Consider the following 17,316-nt stretch of genomic DNA (forward strand, 5'->3'; position numbering starts at 1 on the left):
GGCGGACGATTCTTGCATCCCTCGGATAAACCCGAGGGCGTTCTGGCTCCGCGCGAACGATTTGGTCCAGGATAAGTCCGATCGATCACCACAACGACATCGCCATGCACTGCGGCAGCGGGCCGGACCAATGGCTGGACAGCCTTGGCCTGCCGCGCGAGGCTGCCGGAAGCCTTCTGCCAAACATTCTGCTGCCACGGCCCGCATAACAGCAGCGTGCTCCATTCAGTCCCCTGAATGCAGCACCACGCCACGTGCCACTCGCCCTAAGCTTGAGGCACAGGCCAGCCTGTTGTGAAGTCCGCAAAGCCCATTCTGTCAGTCCGGTCAGACCATTGTTTCCAAACCAACGCCGAGCCGCCGCCCATGCCCGACAACGCTCCCCCACTGCCTGCGCGATTCATGCGGCTGGCAGAATCCGACCGTCCCGCCATCACCCTGCGCATCGATGGCCACAGTGCCACCGCACTGGCGGGTGACACCCTTCTGGTCGCACTGCTGCTGAATGGCCGGCGCGTTCGCGACAGCGAATTCGGCGACGGCCCGCGCGCGGGGTTCTGCCTGATGGGCGCCTGCCAGGACTGCTGGGTATGGACGCCCGCCGGCGAGCGCCTGCGTGCCTGTTCCACGCCTGCCGAGGCCGGCATGGAGGTGCTGACCCGACCGCCCGCGCACCACTGGCCCGTGACGCCGGACCTGCAGGAATCGCTCGCGCGCCACGCGCCGGGAGCCGCCGCATGAGCACGCCGTCAGCATTGCCCCGCATCGTCGTGGTCGGCACCGGCCCCGCCGGCGTACGCGCGGCCCAGGCACTGGTCCAGGCCGGGCTGCGCCCGACCATGGTCGACGAAGGCCGGCGCGACGGCGGCCAGATCTACCGCCGCCAGCCGGAAGGCTTCAAACGCTCCTACGCCAAGCTCTATGGCAGCGAGGCCGACAAGGCCCAGGCGCTGCACCGCGACTTCGACGCACTGCGCGCGCAGATCGACTACCGCCCTGACACGCTGGCGTGGAACCTGACCGAGGGCGAGCTGCACGTCGTGCGCGAGGAAGAGCCGCAGACGCTGCCCTTCGACGCACTGCTGGTGTGCTCCGGTGCCACCGACCGGCTCATGCCGGTGCCCGGCTGGCACCGCGCCGGCTGCTACAGCCTGGGCGCTTCCCAGATCGCGCTCAAGGCACAGGCCTGCGCCATCGGTACGCAAGTCGTCTTCCTCGGCAGCGGGCCGCTGCTCTACCTGGTGGCCTCGCAGTACGTGCAGGCCGGCGCGCGCGTGGCGGCGGTGCTCGACACCGCCCCCGCCACCAAGTCGTGGGCTGCCATCACCGGCCTGCTGGCGCGCCCCCGGCTGGCGCTGCGCGGGCTCGGACTGATCCGCGGCCTCAAGCATGCCGGCGTACCGGTGCTGCAGCGCGTGACCCCGCTGGCGATCGACGGCGATGATGGCCTTGGCGTGCAGGCCGTGACCGTGCGCGATGCGCGCGGGCGCGAGCAGCGCTTCGCGTGCGACGCCGTGGGCCTGGGCTGGCACCTGCGCGCCGAGACGCAACTGGCCGACCTCGCGCGCTGCGAGTTCGCCTTCGAACCCGTGAGCCGCCAGTGGCTGCCGCGCATCGACGCGGACGGCCGCAGCAGCACGCGCGGCGTCTACCTGGCCGGCGACGGCGCGCGCATCCTCGGTGCCGACGGGGCCGAAGCCGCGGGCCGGCTCGCGGCGCTGGCGGCGCTGGCCGACCTGGGGCATGAGCGGGGCCGCGCGCAATACGCCGCGGAGTCGGCTGCGCTGCGCCGCACCCTCGACCAGATGGACCGCTTCCGCCAGGGGCTGGCGCGCGCCTTCCCGTGGCCGCACGCGCAGGCCGCCGCACTGCCCGATGCCGCGGTGGTATGCCGCTGCGAGGCCGTGACGGTGGGCGAGCTGCGCCGCTGCGTGACCGAACTGGACAGCCAGGAAGTCAATCGGGCCAAGGCCTTCAGCCGCGTCGGCATGGGCCGCTGCCAGGGCCGCTTCTGCGGCCATGCCGCGGCCGAGATCGTGGCGCAGTCCTGCGGCATCCCGATCGAACAAGTCGGTCGCCTGCGCTCGCAGGCACCGGTCAAGCCACTGATGATGAATACACGTGAGGTGCAGCCATGAGTGGCACCAAAACTAGCACGACAGCGAGCACGGCAACCAGGACGCACGACGCCGATGTGCTGGTGCTCGGTGGTGGCCTGATGGGCACCACCACCGCCTTCTTCCTGCGCCAGCAGGGCCTCTCGGTGGTGCTGCTGGAGCGCGAGCTGGTCGGGCGCCAGGCCAGCGGCACCAACTTCGGCAATGTGCGCCGCCAGGGACGTGCGCTGCACCAGATGCCGCTGGCCAATCGCGCGCGTGCCGTCTGGGGCCGCGTGAAGGAACTGCTGGGCGAAGACCTCGAGTTCGTCCCGTACGGCCACCTGCGCGTGTGCTACACCGAACAGCAGGCCACCGTGATCGAGCAACATGCGCGCGACGTGAAGCCGCTCGGACTGGACCTGGAGCTCTTCAGCGCCGAGCAGTTGCGCCGGCGCTGGGGCATCTTTGCGCCCGGCGTGGTGGCAGGTTCGTACTCGCCGCAGGATGGCCACGCCAACCCGCGCCTGGCCGGCCCTGCTTTCGCGCGCGCCGCGCGTCGCGACGGCGCGCAGATCGTCGAGCATGCCGAGGTGATGCAGGTCGAGCGCGACGCCAATGGCTTTGTTGCCTACACCGCCGATGGCCGGCGCTTTCGCGCACCGCAGATGCTGGTGGCCTGCGGCGCCTGGTCCAACCGCATGGCCGAGCAGTTCGGCGAGGGCGTGCCGATGGATGCGCGCGGGCCACAGATGGGCGTGACCGAGCCGCTGCCCTATGCCATCGGCCCTTCCATCGGCGTTTCGACGCCGATCGAGCATGAGGGCCTGTACTTCCGCCAGATCTCACGCGGCAACATCGTGTTCGGTGGCGGCCTCAAGGGGCCGGCCTACACCGACCGCATTCGTGCCTACGTGAAGCCCGACAACGTGCTGCGCCAGCTGCGCGAGCTGCGCCGCTTCGTGCCGGCCTTCGAGCATGTGCAGCTGATTCGCGTGTGGAGCGGCATCGAAGGCTATACCGCCGACTGGCAGCCGGTAATGGGCCCCAGCGCCACGGTGCCTGGCCTGCATTACGCCTTCGGCTTCAATGGCGAGGGCTTTGCGATCAGCCCCGGCGTGGGCGAAACCATGGCCGAGCTGATCGCCACGGGCCGTACCTCGATTCCGCTGGAGCCTTATGCCATCGGGCGCTTTGCCCGCGGGCAGGTGCTGCAGGAAGCGAACTGATGCTCCCTTCTCCCGCTTGCGGGAGAGGGGCCCGGGGGAGAGGGCAGGCGCATTGCAAGCATCGCGGCGCCCCACTTCCAGGAGACGCCCGCCCTCTCCCCCGCCCCTCTCCCATAAATGGGAGAGGGGAGCAAGCACTCGCCGTTGCAGCTTCGTCAGCCGTCTCTACTCCGCCTCTTTGCTATCAGGCCTTGGCTACCGCCCGAGGCGCCACCATGTTCTCTGGCCGGAGGATCTCGGCCAGGAGCTCATTGCTGACGAGCCGCTCTGACTGCACGAGCTCCACGACTGTGCGACCGGTTTCCTGAGCGAGCCTTGCGATCCGCGTGGCATTCTCATATCCGATGTACGGATTTAGCGCTGTCACAACGCCAATCGACCGCTGAACCAGCGCGGAGCACTGATCCGGGTTCGCGGTAATGCCCTCGATGCATTCGCGGTCCAGCATACGCACCGCCCGATCGAGTAGCCGGATGGAGTCATAAAGCTTATATGCAATGAGGGGCTCCATGGCATTGAGCTGCAACTGACCCGCCTCGGCGGCCAGGGTAAGCGCGGCATCGTTGCCTGCAATCTCATAGGCCACCTGGTTCATCGCTTCCGGGATGACCGGATTGACTTTGCCGGGCATGATCGAGCTGCCAGGCTGGCGCGGTGGGAGGTTGATCTCCGCAAGACCAGCCCGGGGACCGCTCGACAGCAGACGCAAGTCATTGCTGATTTTCGAGAGCCTCAGGGCGGTCTTCTTGATCAGGCCTGAAAGCAGTACGAAGTCGCCCATATCCGATGTCGCCGCAATGAGGTTGGCTGCGGAACGAATCGGGAAGCCGGAGAGCGTCGCAAGCTCCTCGATGGCGATCGCCTGATAGCGCGGGTCGGCGTTGATGCCGGTGCCGATCGCCGTACCACCGAGATTAACGGCGCATAGCGCAGCGGGGATGAGCGTGCGAAGCTGCTCGAGGTCCGCGGATACGGTGTCAGCCATGGCCCGGAACTCCTGTCCAAGCGTCATCGGAACCGCATCCTGGAGCTGGGTGCGGCCCATCTTCAGGATGCCGTCGAACTGCTCCGCCTTGCTCGCCAGGGTCGCGGCGAGGTGGCTGAGGCTCTCCAATAGCGGGAGATGGGCAAGCAGCAGGCCCACGCGGATGGCGCTCGGATACGCATCATTCGTCGATTGCGACATATTGATGTCGTTGTTGGGATGGAGGTGCCTGTAATCGCCTTTTTCTTGTCCCAGGTGTTCCAGTGCACGGTTGGCGAGCACTTCATTGACATTCATGTTCGAGGAGGTGCCAGCGCCGCCCTGGATCATGTCAACGACAAACTCGTCATGTAAGGCACCGTCGATGACTTCCGCGCACGCCTTTGCAATGGCCGCATGCTTGGCCGCATCCAGCAGGCCGATCCGGTAATTGGCATTGGCGGCCGCATGCTTCACAAGGACGAGTGCCTTGACAAATTCTGCGTACTCGCCAATACGGCGGCCGGAGAGATGAAAATTCTCCTTTGCTCGCAGCGTTTGCACGCCGTAGTACAAGGTGCTATCGAGGTGTCGGACGCCCAGGAAGTCTTTCTCCTGGCGAGTGGATTGAAGTGTGGTCATGATGTGGCTGAAGTGCTGAGATTTGAATTACGGCTTGGCCGCCAGCGCCCGCCGGGCGACTTCGCAGAACCAGCGCACGCCCAACGGCAGAGCATCGTCGTTGAAGTCGTAGCAAGGGTGGTGCAGCGGACGCTCGCCGTCGGGCCCCGGTTCGGCACGGCCCTGGCCCAGCCAGAGATAGGCGCCGGGCTTGCGCTGCAGCATGAAGGCGAAGTCTTCCGAGGTGAAAGCGGCACGCGCAGCGATCTGTGCCTGCAAGTCGATGGCGCGTGCCGCGTCCAGGGCAAGCGCCGCCTCGGGCGGCGTATTCACGGTGGCCGGATAGTAGCGGACGTAGTTGACTTCAACCTGCGCGCCGCTCCCCCGCGCCACGCCCTCGGCCATGGCACGCAGCGCGGTCTCGATGCGGTCCTGCGACGCGGCATCAAAACTGCGCACCGTGCCGGTGATCTGCACTTCGGCCGGCAGCACGTTGTGGCTGTGTCCGCCCTCGATGCGCGTGACCGACAGCACGGCCGATTCGCCGGGGTCGATGCGGCGCGCCACGATGGTGTGCAATTGCGACACGAGCTGGCTGGCGGCAAGGATGGCGTCGGGGGTGTGGTGCGGTTGCGCGGCATGTCCGCCGCGCCCGCGCAGCACGATGTCGAACCGGTCCGCAGCCGCCATGATGGCGCCGGGGCGCGTCTGCGCGTGGCCCAGCGGCAGATCGGGCCAGTTATGCAGCGCATTGACGCTGTCGCAGGGAAAGCGCTCGAACAGGCCGTCTTCGATCATCCGGCGCGCGCCGCCCTGCCCTTCTTCGGCCGGCTGGAAGATGAAGTGCACCGTACCGTCGACGCCGGTGCGCGCAAGCTGCCGCGCGGCGCCGACCAGCATGCTGGTGTGGCCATCGTGTCCACAGCCGTGGTGCTTGCCAGGCGTGCGGCTGGCATGGGCCGCGCGGCCAAGTTCCACCATGGGCAGCGCGTCCATATCTGCGCGCAGGCCCACGGTCCGCTTGCCCTGGCCGCCGCGCAGCGTGCCCACCACGCCGGTGCCGCCAATGCCCTCGTGCACCGTAAGGCCCAGCAGGCGCAACGACTGCGCCACGATGCCTGCCGTGCGATGCTCCTCGTAGGCCAGCTCAGGATTGGCATGCAGGTCGCGGCGCAGCGCGACCAGGTCCGGCAGCAGATCGGCCACCGGTTCGGCGATCATGCTCCAGGTCACAGGCCGGCCTCCGCAGCATCAGCGAGCTGCGCCAGCGTGTGACAGTGATAGTCCGGAGTAGGAACTTTGAAATCCCGAAGGGCCATGAGAACGCTCCTGAAATGTTGGATGCCAAGAAGACACAGCACAGCGGCGCAGTCATGCTGCATGGCCCAAGCTTAAGAGCAGTCGCACCGGCGATGGTACCGATCGCAGCGCACCGCACGGCAGTGAATTCTGTTTTGCTGCAGCGTACGAGCAGATTGTTTGGCCGACTTGAAAGGACCGAGCGGTCGCGGTTCCCGCATCCTTGGTTGAGGGTTGCTTAGCATGCGACCACCCGTGGCAGATGATTCCCTGCTAAAAAATATGTTAATGAGAATTCCTCTCATCTACGCAGATACATTGTTGCCGCTCTTGCCTTAACGTTGTTGCCCCCCCTTCATGTCAGTGTTTCCCTACCCCGCCCCGCGCCTTGCCCGCCATGCCTGTCACGCCAGCCTGATCCTGTTCCCCCTGTCCGATGCCGCGCTTGCCGAGACTCAAGAAATGGCGGCAGCGGCCAGGCTGCCCGAAGTCCGCGTCAGCGCCAGTGCTGGCGGCAACGGATACGTTGCTACCGAGGCCAGCGGCGCCACCCGGACCGAAACGCCGCTGCGTGAAGTACCGCAGTCAGTGCGCGTGGTCACATCGGAACTGATTGACGATCTGGGCGCAACGCGGCTTGCCGACACCGTCGACTACGTGAGCGGGATTGCCCGCCTCAATGACTTTGGCGGAACCTGGGACAACTACGCCATCCGCGGCTTCAGCAGCACGGATATGGGCTACCTGGTGAACGGCCTTCCCGGATCGCGCGGATACAACCCGATGCGGGACGCCGCCACGGTTGAGCGCTTCGAATTCCTGAAGGGTCCGGCGGCGGCGCTGTACGGCAGCAGCGAACCTGGCGGCACCGTCAATATCGTCACGAAGAAACCGAAGTTCACCCGCGCCACGACGGCGGAACTCAGTGCCGGGACGCTTGGCTTCGCACGCGCCACGGTCGACACCACCGGACCGATCAACGACAAGGTGGCATATCGCCTGAATGTCATGGCGGAGGACAGCGCCAGCCGCAGTTCGCTGATCGACAGTCACAAATACCTCGTTGCGCCCGCGCTGGCCTGGGCGATCGATAGCCAGACGCTGCTCCAGTACGAAGGCGAATTCATGCGCGTGCGTACGCCGCTGGACCGGGGCATCGTCAATGTGAATGGAAAGATCACCCTTCCCAGGGATCGCTTCCTGCAAGAACCCAGCGATCCCAACCTTCATCTTTCCAGCAATACGCACCAGTTGACGCTGGACCGCGAACTCACCACCGGATGGCGCACCCGGCTGGGCGTGAGTTACAAGGAATCCGGTTTCGAAGGATACGCCGCTGAATTTGGCAGCATGCTGGCGGACGGCCGCACTTTAACGCGCCGCAATAGCTGGCGAACATTGCCTTCGCGCGACACATCGGCCAACGCCGAGGTCGAAGGCAGTTTCCATATGGGTGGCCTGGGGCACCGCATGCTTGTTGGCGTCGAAGCGTCGCGCCTGTGCATGGGTATGGATATCGCCTATTCGAACCTGGCGACGAATCCATACGCGATCGATATCTACGAGCCCGTGTACGGGCAAGCGAAACCGCCGGTATCGCCAAACATATCGACGCGTGAAAACCAGCGTAATGTCGGCGCCTATCTTCAGGATGAAGTTTCGCTTGGAGAGCGATGGAAGCTGCTGGCGGGCGTCCGGATCGACAACTACCATCAGTCGGTCGATAACCTCCTCACCGGGAGGTCGACCAGCCAAAGCCAGACAGCCGTTTCGCCAAGAATCGGGCTGACGTGGCTGCCGACCGCCCAGCTCTCGGCATACGTGTCCCTTGGCAAGTCTTTCCGCCCCAACAGCGGCGTGGACGAAGCTGGCAATGCGTTCGATCCTCAGCACGGACGCGCCGTCGAGGCGGGCCTGAAGTGGCAGTCCAGCGACGCGCGACTGGGAGCGACACTTGCGGTATTCGATATCCGCAAGAACAACGTCCTGACGCGTAGCCCCACCGACCCCAACTTCAACGTCGCCGCCGGGGAAGCCACGAGCCGCGGGCTGGAGGTGGACGCATTCGGTCAGCTCGATCAGCATTGGCGCATCAGCAGCAGCTTCGCCCTCGTCAACGCCAAGGTCACCGAGGACAATGCCATTGCGCCCGGCACCCGCCTGACCAACATCCCCAAGGTCAGCGCCAGTCTGCTGGCGATTCGGGAAGATGCCATGCCTTGGGCCGGCGGGCGGTATGGCGTCGGCACGGGTATCGTCTATGTGGGATCGCGCTCGGGCAACGCCACTGATACGTACTCGCTACCCGCCTACGCCACCGTGAAGCTGATCACTTACTGGCAGATCGATCGCCGCACGCGCGTCTTCATGGACGTCCATAACGTGTTCAACAAGAACTACTATCCTGCGTCGTGGGGCAACCTTGCGGTCATTCCGGGACTCGGCAGGCAATTTGTCGCCGGACTGCGATATCAGTTCTGATTTCGGACCGATGCCATCGGCAAAGGATGGGCAGCGCCAGCGCAAGCACGTCACCGTTGCCACCAAGAGCAACGGCATCGCCATCAGCATGCCATGGTGGGACGGCAGGGCGGCCGCCATGGCTGGGCAATATCCAGACGTCAGTTGGGACAAGCAGCACATGACATCCTTTGTGCCCGCTTCGTATTGCAACCCCAGCGGTTTGACGTGGTGGTGGCTTCCAATCTGTTTGGCGATATCCTGTCGGCCCTGCCTGCGCGTCGACAACGGAACTGGGCACGACCATCGCTGCCGAAGCGGAAAACGCTGGGCTGCGAAGCGAAACGTAACAGTTGCGTTTCAGTGGCCCCGGCGGCCACGCCTCCGAGTCCTTCGGCGTCAGGACAAAATCTCTTGCAGTTCTTTCGCCTGACGCCAATCCACGGTATCAAATCCCTCCGTGAAGAGGCCTTGTATCTCGGCGAGCATCTGTCGCGCCGCAATGTTCCCGCCCTGGCTGTGCCACAGCCGGGCCAGGCTCACCGCGCAGCGCAACTCGATTGACCTGGCCCCTTCGTCCCGGGCGAGGGCGATCGCTTTCCGAAAACATGCTTCCGCTTCCTTCTCCTCCGCCGTCATCTGCAGCAGCAGTTCTCCCTTAAGCCGAATCAATATCGGTTCATCAAACCGCTCGCCTGTGCTGCTTGCCAGTGTCAGCGCCTCACTCAGCACGCGCATTGCCGCGTCGCCTTGTCCGGCCTTTCCATAAGCATCGGCTAGCAGTCCCAGAAGAGAGGGCCGCCCCAGTACCGCTCCGGTGGCTTCGAGGTCGCTGAAGCCTTGCTGCATTGTGGCGATACCGTCCTCATGAGAACCGTGTCCCGCGAGCGCCCAGCCGCGAAGGATCGTTCCCCACGCCAGATAGAGCTGGAACCCATGGTCCTTGGACAGTGCGATCGCTGCGTCTGCACACTCCAGTGCCCGTTGCACGTCGCACCGGCGCTGATGCAACTCGGCTGCGAAAATCAGGCTCAGCGCCAGGCCGAACGGATCAGAAGCCTTTCTGGCCAACTCCATTGCCTCCTCACTTCGGATGCAGGCCTGGTCCGCCAGGCCCAGATACCAGAGAATCCAGCTCAAGGTGCTGCGCATATGAACGGCGGGGTTTCGCGCATAACGCAGCAGATGACCGTATGACTGGCGATCGGGGCGGTGCAGTGTCAGCGCCTCTTCCATGTGGGTACGGGCCATGCTTATCTTCCCCTGGCGGAACAGCGTGACTCCCAGAACGCGGTGCGCCTCCGCGAGCTGTTCCGGTTCCTGTGTGTCCTGCGCGAGACCGTGCAGCCGCTCTGCCAGAGCCTGTGCCGTTTGGAGCTGTCCCCGCAACAGGTAAAAAGACCACATCCCCAACTGTGCGGAGAACACCTGTGGTGTTTCCCCGCCCTGTTCGCACAAGGCTAATGCACGTGTGTAGATCGTCTGCACCTCCGGCGCTCCGTGACCTCGAGCAGTGATGCAGGCAATGCCAAGGCTCAGCAGCAGGCTGAGTTCCTGGCGTGCGCGTTCGGGAGTGTCAGGCAACGACTTGAGGAACTCGAGAGCTGCGCTGAGATGACGGATCGCTTCGAGATGAGCCGACTGCTGCAAGGCCTGCTGGCCCGCCAGGTGCAGATATTCGATCGCCTTCCGGGTATTGCCGCTCTTGCTGTAATGGTGAGCCAACTCGCTACAGTAGTCCCTCAGCCGGCCTGGAAACAGTATCTCAATGGCCCGGGCCGTGCGTTCATGCAGCACACTGCGCCGGTCAGTCAGCAGCGAATTCGCGGCTACCTCCTGGGTAAGCGCGTGCTTGAACGCGTACTCCACTTCGGGGAATGCGGGACGCTCATAGATGAAATCGCCGGCCTGCAGGTCGCCCAGAAGCGAGCGCAGTTCATCATCCGGCAGTGCGGTGACATGTTGGATCAGACTTAAGGGAAACTCTTTGCCGATGATCGCGAGCGTCTGCAGCAACTCCTTCAGCGCGACAGCAAGCCGGTCGATGCGCGCTGCAAGCACCCCCTGCACGGTGGTCGGAATATGAAGTGAAACAAGGCCCTTCTCGACATGGAAGCTGCCCGGCTGGCCAAGCAAGACGTCTTCTTCGGTCAGCGTCGTGACGACTTCTTCCATAAAAAATGGGTTGCCCTCTGTCTTCGCCAGGATTTGCAGTTTCAGCGGCTCGAGCGAGGGATGCTCACCCAGCAGTGCCGTGAGGAGGCCCCGTGCCTCCCCTTGCCCCAGTGGTTCCAGATGCAATTGGGTGTAATAGGGCTTCCGGCCCCAGTCATGGGCGTATTCGGGACGGTAGTTGACAAGCAGAAGCATCCTCGCGCCCGACACATGTTCGATAAGGAGTTTGAGAAAGGTCTCCGTCTCACTGTCCAGCCATTGCAAGTCATCGAACAGCACTATCAGCGGCTGATTCTGGCTCTCGCGCACCAGCAGCCTGGCAATGGCTTCGAACGTGCGCTGGCGCCGAAGGAAGGCGTCCATCGTGGGCAATGCCGAGCCCGGCTCGCTGATACCCAGCAGATAGAGCAGATAAGGAAGCTGGTCCTCCAGCGTACGATCCAGAGTGAGCAGCCTGCCGGTGACCTTCTCGCAATTCAGCCGTTCGTCATCCTGCGCGGTGATCTGAAAGTAGTTTCTCAACAGATCGATCAACGGCAGATAGGGAAACGCCTTGCCATGCGAAACCGAGAAGGTTTCGAGCACCTTGCATCCCTGCTGCGAGCGTGCCTTGAACTCGTGAAACAAGCGCGACTTGCCAACGCCCGCCTCGCCTACCACGCCGATGATCCGCCCATGCCCAGCCTTGGCCGACTCCAGCGCCTCGTGCAGGCACTCCAGTTCGGACTGCCGGCCGACAAACCGCGCCAGCCCGCGATGCGCCGCTACTTGCAAGCGTGTGCGCAACACGCCGGGGCCAAGCACCTCATACACCGAAAGCGGATCCCGGAGGCCCTTTACGCGCGTAATCCCCAAGGCTCTGAACTCGAAGTACCCCTCGGTGAGCTTGTGGGTCGATTCGCTGACGAGGATCGACGACGGTGTCGCGAGGCCTTCCATCCGGGAGGCGATATGGATTGTGTGCCCCACCGGATCGTAGTCCGTGCGCAGGTCATCCTTGCGGATCGAGCGCACCACGACTTCGCCGGTATGCACGCCAACCCGGACCTGCAGCGGGATACCCATCTCCAGGCGGACCCGGTCACCATGGCGGCGCATCGCTTCCTGCATGCGCAGCGCGGCGTACAACGCCCTCAGAGCGTGATCCTCGTGCGCAATCGGCGCGCCGAACAGCGCCAGGATGCCATCTCCCAGGCATTTGGCGACGTAGCCCTCATAGTGGTGAACGGCCTCCATCATCAGCGCCACCACGGGGTCGATCAGCCCGCGCGCCTCTTCCGGGTCGAGGTCCTGGATCAGGGCCGTCGAGCCGGCCATGTCCGCAAACAGCGCGGTTATGGTCTTGCGTTCGCCGGCAGCCTGCCCCCTGGCCTCCATTGCCGCATGCTCGGCAAGAATGCGCTCGGCGAGACGGGAGGGCGTGTAGTGAACCGGTGCAGGAACGGCGGGCGTTGCGGCTGCGGCCGGCCTCGTAAGCAGTACGCCGCACGCGCCGCAGAATTTTGCGGTCGGACCTGACTCATAGCCGCATTGCGCGCAGATCTGCACAAGGCGTTCCCCACACTCCTCGCAGAATTTTCCTCCCGCAGGGTTGTCGAACCCGCACTTTGTGCAGCGCATATCACCCTCTGACAGTTGCTGCCTGTCAATAGCCCATTAGAGGCGCAAGGATCGCGACGCGCAAGAGATACGCGGCGCGCTATCGCCACCTCTCCACGGGGGAAACGACAAGCGCAGGGTCTGGTGAGATGCGGCTCAGAGCGCGGTGTAGGGCGGAAAGTCGATGCAACCGCGGTCATCCCCGCCGTAATAGAGCTCGTGTTCCGGCTCTGCGACCGGTCAGTCATGACGGAAACTGAGATCCGGATTCGAGAGCGGCGTCACACGCAATGGCACAACATCGACGCCGACTGATCGCCAAGCAACAGCGCACGGCTGATTTCTACCTGAACGTGGGTCCACTCATGCAACGGCTCGATGTGCGGCAGACATTCGACTTCGGCTTCCCTCTCACCGCCTGACCACCAGAGTCATCAGGTATCATCCTGCTTCCGCTGACTATTCGGTCCTACTGGCCAGAACGAAGCAAGTCCGGTTCGCGTCACTCGTGGCCTTGGACCGAGAGCCTGTTCCGTTCCGGGTGGTAGGCGATGTAATCAACAGTTCTCCTGCATCAATACCCCAGGTGGTCTTGGCTGCCTCCGGGGCTCTTCGACAGCTCGTAACAGCTAGCAAAGAACAGATCCCATCGGAACTCTGTGCCGACATTGCCGGGCGCGGCCTGATGCTGACCGGCGATGGCGCGCTGCCGCATGACCTGGATCGCCTCCTGGCCGAGGAACCCGGCCTACCCAATGCTTGTGGCCGAAGATTCGTTGGCCTGCGCAGTGCGGGGCGCCGCCATGGCGCCCAAACGCATTGACAAGCTCGGCAGCTTCTTCTCGTACGAGTAACGACTAAGCCGCAATGCGTCGAGCACGTGCTGCTTGATCGCGAAGTGCTGTGGAATCGGTCCGATGCACGGGCATGAATAGTCTTCGAGCTTGAATCTGGATTTAAATCAATAGAAACCAATATGGATGTGAAGTTAATTTACCCGTTTCATGGCCGTCCCTCCAAGGGATTGGTCGTCTTGACCGCTCTTACGATGGCGCTGGCCGGTTGTGGCGGAGGTGGCGACTCTTCAGAATCCACCGCCGCGCCTGCCAGTTCAACCACAATGTCTCAGCCTGCCAACGCAAAAAACCAATCCGGATTCGATGTCCTCGCGAATCTGGATGCCCTGAAGATTACAACCGGACCCTTTGCCGGAGCCTATCAGGTTGGCGCCGGAAGCCATTGGCTGAACTGGTACTTTGCCAATATTGGCTTGTTTGCATTCATCAAGGACCGCCCGAACGAGGTGCGGACTTACATGGATTTGTATATCAAGAACGTCAATCCGGCGAACCACACCATCAACGACATTAAATTTGCCGGCGATTTTAATTCTCCAATCCAGTGCCCCGCCGATTCCAACGATTCTTATGCGTCGACCTTCCTGTCGCTGGCGTCAGAATATATGCGAGTGACCGGCGACGTCGCATGGTTTCGGAATAACCTGCCGCAGCTGAAAGCCATCGCCTACGCCAATCTGGCCGTCCCACAAAAGCCGAATGGCCTGATTTCGGTTTTCCGGCAAGACTACACACCACCGACCCATCCGACATACTGTGCAAGCTTTACGCCATCCAGCATTGCTTACACAGAGGACAATACGGAAAATTACCGGGGACTGGTGGACTTTGCCAATGCGCTCAATGCTCTCGGCGATGCGGATTCTGGCTATTACAACCAGGTCGCCGCATCGGTAGCCGCGGGCATTCAGGGGCGATCCAACGGCTCGGCCCTGACCGTCGCGGATTCCGAGAACACCATCAATCCGAGTTTCTATCCCGGCACGGTCACGCAAGTTTTCCCGCAGCTTTATGAAGTCCCGCTATCGCCGGATACCGTGTCCACGCAGAGCCGCTATGACAATGGCTATGCCTATCTGAACGCGCATGCGCCAACCTGGTCCACGCAGATCGACCCAGGCGCCGGCTATCCATGGATGCTGTTGGGCTATGTGGCGGCGAAACGAGGCGATACGGCGCGCGCGCAGCAGCAGATGGCATTGCTGCGCGCCAATAGTGGAAAGGCGATCATCAACGAACTCGGGTTTTACAAACGCATTCTTAATGCAGGCGTTAGCGAGATAAGCTAGCGAACCGAGCTCGGCGCGCTGGAATGCACACGCCTACCCGCCGCACACGCCGGACGCGGCATCGACCCTCGCTGTCGTCCGGCTTCCCACTACGCGTATTTATCGCCGACCGTACTACGGATCGGATGCGTATCGTAGACGATGACCATCCGCTCGATCAGTCCGTTCACGTCGAACTCGAACACGTCGACACATTCGAAGCGCACAGCGGATCCGTCTTTCAACATCCAGTCGTAGATAAAGTAGCCAGTCGCACGTCGAGCTCCTGTCGTGCTCACACAGACGTCAATAGGCGTAATCGTGCTGCGGCCCGATGCTTCACTGACTTTGGCAAAGAATGGCGCAGGCGCCATCCAGCCGAGAAACGGCGAGAAGATCTGCGCATCCGGTGTGAACAACGCACAGATGGCAGCGACATCGCCGCGCTCCAACAACCCGAGGTAGGTGCGAACTTGCTGCGTGTATAGCGCTTCCGGTGGTGTGAGCACAACAATCCTCCGCTCATTCGTTGAAAAAAACGCAGACCGTCGGCAGCGTGCGCGAAAAGCTGCTGCCGTTCGCTGGCGACACGTAGCATGAACTATAACTAACGGACACAGGTGGGGCCGGGCGTGCCCGCCCAGCTCGGAATGTCTACCCATCGCCCTGTCCGGCGTGCTGCCGTTAGCGTGGCTGGACATCACCCGGCTACGAGAGGCTACGAGGGAGGGCGACATGTCCGAGACAAGCAAGGTAGTCCTGGTGACGGGGGCTACCGGCAGCATTGGGAGCGCCGTCTGCTCACGGCTGGCACACGCGGGTTATTCGCTGATTCTTGCCGCGCGCGACATCAGCAAGCTGCAAGCCGCCTGCGCGATGCTCGAGAGGCCTGGCTGCCATTCCTGTCGCTGGATTTCCGTCGACATGTCCAGTGACGCCTCTGTCGCATCTTTCTCCGATGAGCTTGCGGCGGACGGAACCGTCCTCGACGGCGTCGTGCTGATGCCACCCCAGATGCGGCCCACCGGCGAATGCCAGCCTCCGGCGGACACGTGGCGCCAATTGTTCCAGAGCCACTTTATCGGCCCCCTCGAACTCCTCAAGAGCGCGATCTCCACGATGCGGCCGGAACCCTCCCAGGGACGCCGGGCAAAAATTGTCATCATTTCCGCCATCACCTCAGTGCAAGCCCTTGGAAACTACGCCACCAGCAATGTCCTGCGTTGTGCCTGGCTGGCCCAGGCCAAGACGCTTGCTTTCGCAATGGGCGAGAGAGGGATTCACGTCAATACCCTCTCCCTGGGAGGCACGCTGACCCCGGACTATGTGGCATCGCTTGAGCAGCGAGCCACCAAGGCTGGCATGACCTTCCCTGAACGGTTAGCCGAGGAAACCTCGAACATTCCCTTGCGGAAATATGGAAGCCCGGAAGAGGTGGCTCTGGCGGTCGAGGTCTTGTTATCTCCCTTCTCCGACCACATGACCGGCGTGAACCTGCTGCACGATGGCGGGTTCACAAGAGCATATTAAGCGCCCTGCTCGCCTGCCCCCTGCCGCCAACTATCTCGACGGCGCGGCCGCATGGATCCGCGCCGTGATACTGGCGACGCGCCCCAAGGGCATATTCGTATTCGCGTTCTCCCCATAGAAGAACGTCGCGGGTGGGGCAAGATGCCGCAAGAACGGCTGAAAATCCCTGTTCCCAATGCATATCTTCGACCGCTCCGAGGCCGCCCCAAGGAGAACCTCCCTCGCCGCCTGGTCGGCCTTGTCCATCCCCACAGCACGGGAGCGCTGATCGGTCAGATCGTCGTCAACCAGCACATACCGCCCCGGCAGCAAATGGGAGAGCATGAAATCGCTCAGCGCCTCCTGCACCGATATCGACAGGCCGAACAATCGCTTTGGCATATTGGACGGATTGATGCCACCCCAGTCATAGGTCCCTCCCTCGCGGTTGCGCCGGGGGTTCACGGTGAACTTGGACGACATGGTGCCAATCGCCATCACATGGATCTCCGCGGGCGACCGCAGCAGGGAATACTGCGCGTCGTGCACGGCCAGCAAGCCTGGCGCATTGGCGTACAGGCCGCCATCGACAAACTGATTGTTGTTGAACGTGTAGCGTGAGAAATAAGCCGGCGCGGCACTGGTGGCCATCGCGATATCCACGATCCGGAACTTATGATCCCGCTTGAAGTTGATATGGTGCGGTGTCTTGAATATTTGCGGCCGGCCCGTGGAGTAATTGATCGCCGGGATCACCACCCGGTGCGCGCAAGCCCCCAGCACTCGGTCGCCGAACATCTCGCTGCCGGACAGCAGTTCCGCCATTCGACGCGAGGAGAACGGGGCTCGCCAGATCCCGGCGAGCGACCAGCGCCGCCTGAATATCTCCTCCCCATACTCCGTCAGCAGGGCGACAATGCGGCTCGCCGGCACCTCCAGTGCAAGGGCCAGGGCAATGATCCCGCCGATCGAGGTCCCGGCGATCAGGTCGAAGCGGGTCGCGATGGGCGCGTTGATTTCTTCCTCGAAATCGGCAAGCAGCTTTGCCGTGTACAAACCACGGTAGCCGCCGCCCGACAGGGCGAGAATCTGAAACCGGGATTGAGCGGCCTCGTCCAAGAATTCCCTCCCTCGAACCGGGCATGAATCTGCCGGGGACGCCATGAGATGCCGTGCGCATTCATACTAGGCGATGCCAGAATTTTTTAAATTCAACGGCATTTAACTCTGATTTTCAGG

The 17,316-nt window shown here is 63.0% G+C and carries 11 protein-coding genes and 3 pseudogenes; 9 read left to right on the forward strand and 5 right to left on the reverse strand.

Annotated features, from left to right (window positions below; genetic code table 11):
• The first annotated feature begins 366 nt into the window (after window positions 1-366).
• From K307_RS37525 to K307_RS37535, 3 genes are read left to right on the forward strand one after another with little or no spacing between them, the layout of a single operon-like run.
• Entirely contained in the window at window positions 367-741 is a 375-nt protein-coding gene (locus tag K307_RS37525) for a (2Fe-2S)-binding protein (RefSeq protein WP_042883439.1), read from the forward strand.
• Window positions 738-2,138 (forward strand): NAD(P)/FAD-dependent oxidoreductase, encoded by a 1,401-nt coding sequence (locus tag K307_RS37530; protein ID WP_042886139.1) that lies wholly within the window; start codon window positions 738-740, stop codon window positions 2,136-2,138. The genes K307_RS37525 and K307_RS37530 overlap by 4 nt, the downstream gene beginning before the upstream one ends.
• Complete coding sequence (locus K307_RS37535) at window positions 2,135-3,325, forward strand: NAD(P)/FAD-dependent oxidoreductase (RefSeq protein WP_042886140.1); 1,191 nt, start codon at window positions 2,135-2,137, stop codon at window positions 3,323-3,325. The genes K307_RS37530 and K307_RS37535 overlap by 4 nt, the downstream gene beginning before the upstream one ends.
• A 184-nt stretch (window positions 3,326-3,509) precedes the next feature.
• Here the strand turns inward: K307_RS37535 and K307_RS37540 are convergent, their stop codons facing one another.
• Both K307_RS37540 and K307_RS37545 read right to left on the reverse strand, forming a co-directional pair.
• Window positions 3,510-4,931 carry an aspartate ammonia-lyase gene (locus tag K307_RS37540; RefSeq protein ID WP_042886154.1) on the reverse strand — a complete coding sequence of 474 codons (1,422 nt, stop codon included), beginning with the start codon at window positions 4,929-4,931 and terminating at the stop codon, window positions 3,510-3,512.
• Window positions 4,932-4,958: 27 nt separating this feature from the next.
• Window positions 4,959-6,143, reverse strand: coding sequence for a M20 aminoacylase family protein (locus K307_RS37545; protein ID WP_042886155.1), 1,185 nt, complete (start codon window positions 6,141-6,143; stop codon window positions 4,959-4,961).
• 423 nt (window positions 6,144-6,566) lie between these two features.
• Between K307_RS37545 and K307_RS37550 the strand changes: the two genes are divergently transcribed.
• On the forward strand, window positions 6,567-8,690 hold the full coding sequence (locus K307_RS37550; RefSeq protein WP_051975357.1) for a TonB-dependent siderophore receptor: 2,124 nt from the start codon (window positions 6,567-6,569) through the stop codon (window positions 8,688-8,690).
• Window positions 8,691-8,721: 31 nt separating this feature from the next.
• Window positions 8,722-8,942: pseudogene (locus K307_RS46995) on the forward strand (isocitrate/isopropylmalate family dehydrogenase); the annotation flags it as partial.
• Window positions 8,943-9,068: 126 nt separating this feature from the next.
• Here K307_RS46995 and K307_RS37555 read toward each other — a convergent pair.
• Window positions 9,069-12,464, reverse strand: a complete 3,396-nt coding sequence (locus tag K307_RS37555; RefSeq protein ID WP_042886156.1) for an adenylate/guanylate cyclase domain-containing protein — start codon at window positions 12,462-12,464, stop codon at window positions 9,069-9,071.
• A gap of 252 nt (window positions 12,465-12,716) precedes the next feature.
• Between K307_RS37555 and K307_RS50100 the strand changes: the two are divergent.
• The 3 genes and pseudogenes from K307_RS50100 to K307_RS37560 all read left to right on the forward strand — a co-directional run.
• Window positions 12,717-12,865: pseudogene (locus K307_RS50100) on the forward strand (aliphatic sulfonates ABC transporter substrate-binding protein); the annotation flags it as partial.
• 215 nt (window positions 12,866-13,080) lie between these two features.
• Window positions 13,081-13,297: pseudogene (locus tag K307_RS50105) on the forward strand (rod shape-determining protein); the annotation flags it as partial.
• 122 nt (window positions 13,298-13,419) lie between these two features.
• Window positions 13,420-14,589 carry a hypothetical protein gene (locus tag K307_RS37560; protein ID WP_155301337.1) on the forward strand — a complete coding sequence of 390 codons (1,170 nt, stop codon included), beginning with the start codon at window positions 13,420-13,422 and terminating at the stop codon, window positions 14,587-14,589.
• An 89-nt stretch (window positions 14,590-14,678) separates the two neighbouring features.
• On the opposite strand, the gene K307_RS37565 is transcribed toward K307_RS37560, so the two are convergent.
• Window positions 14,679-15,077 (reverse strand): nuclear transport factor 2 family protein, encoded by a 399-nt coding sequence (locus K307_RS37565; RefSeq protein WP_196251642.1) that lies wholly within the window; start codon window positions 15,075-15,077, stop codon window positions 14,679-14,681.
• A 226-nt stretch (window positions 15,078-15,303) separates the two neighbouring features.
• On the opposite strand from K307_RS37565, the gene K307_RS37570 reads away from it, so the two are divergent.
• A complete protein-coding gene (locus K307_RS37570) occupies window positions 15,304-16,098 on the forward strand; it encodes an SDR family oxidoreductase (RefSeq protein ID WP_042887942.1) in 795 nt (264 codons plus the stop codon).
• A 30-nt stretch (window positions 16,099-16,128) separates the two neighbouring features.
• On the opposite strand, the gene K307_RS37575 is transcribed toward K307_RS37570, so the two are convergent.
• Window positions 16,129-17,196, reverse strand: a complete 1,068-nt coding sequence (locus tag K307_RS37575) for a CBASS cGAMP-activated phospholipase (RefSeq protein WP_042887943.1) — start codon at window positions 17,194-17,196, stop codon at window positions 16,129-16,131.
• Window positions 17,197-17,316: the final 120 nt, after the last annotated feature.

Source organism: Cupriavidus necator A5-1, from assembly GCF_000744095.1.
GTDB classification, from domain to species: domain Bacteria; phylum Pseudomonadota; class Gammaproteobacteria; order Burkholderiales; family Burkholderiaceae; genus Cupriavidus; species Cupriavidus necator_A.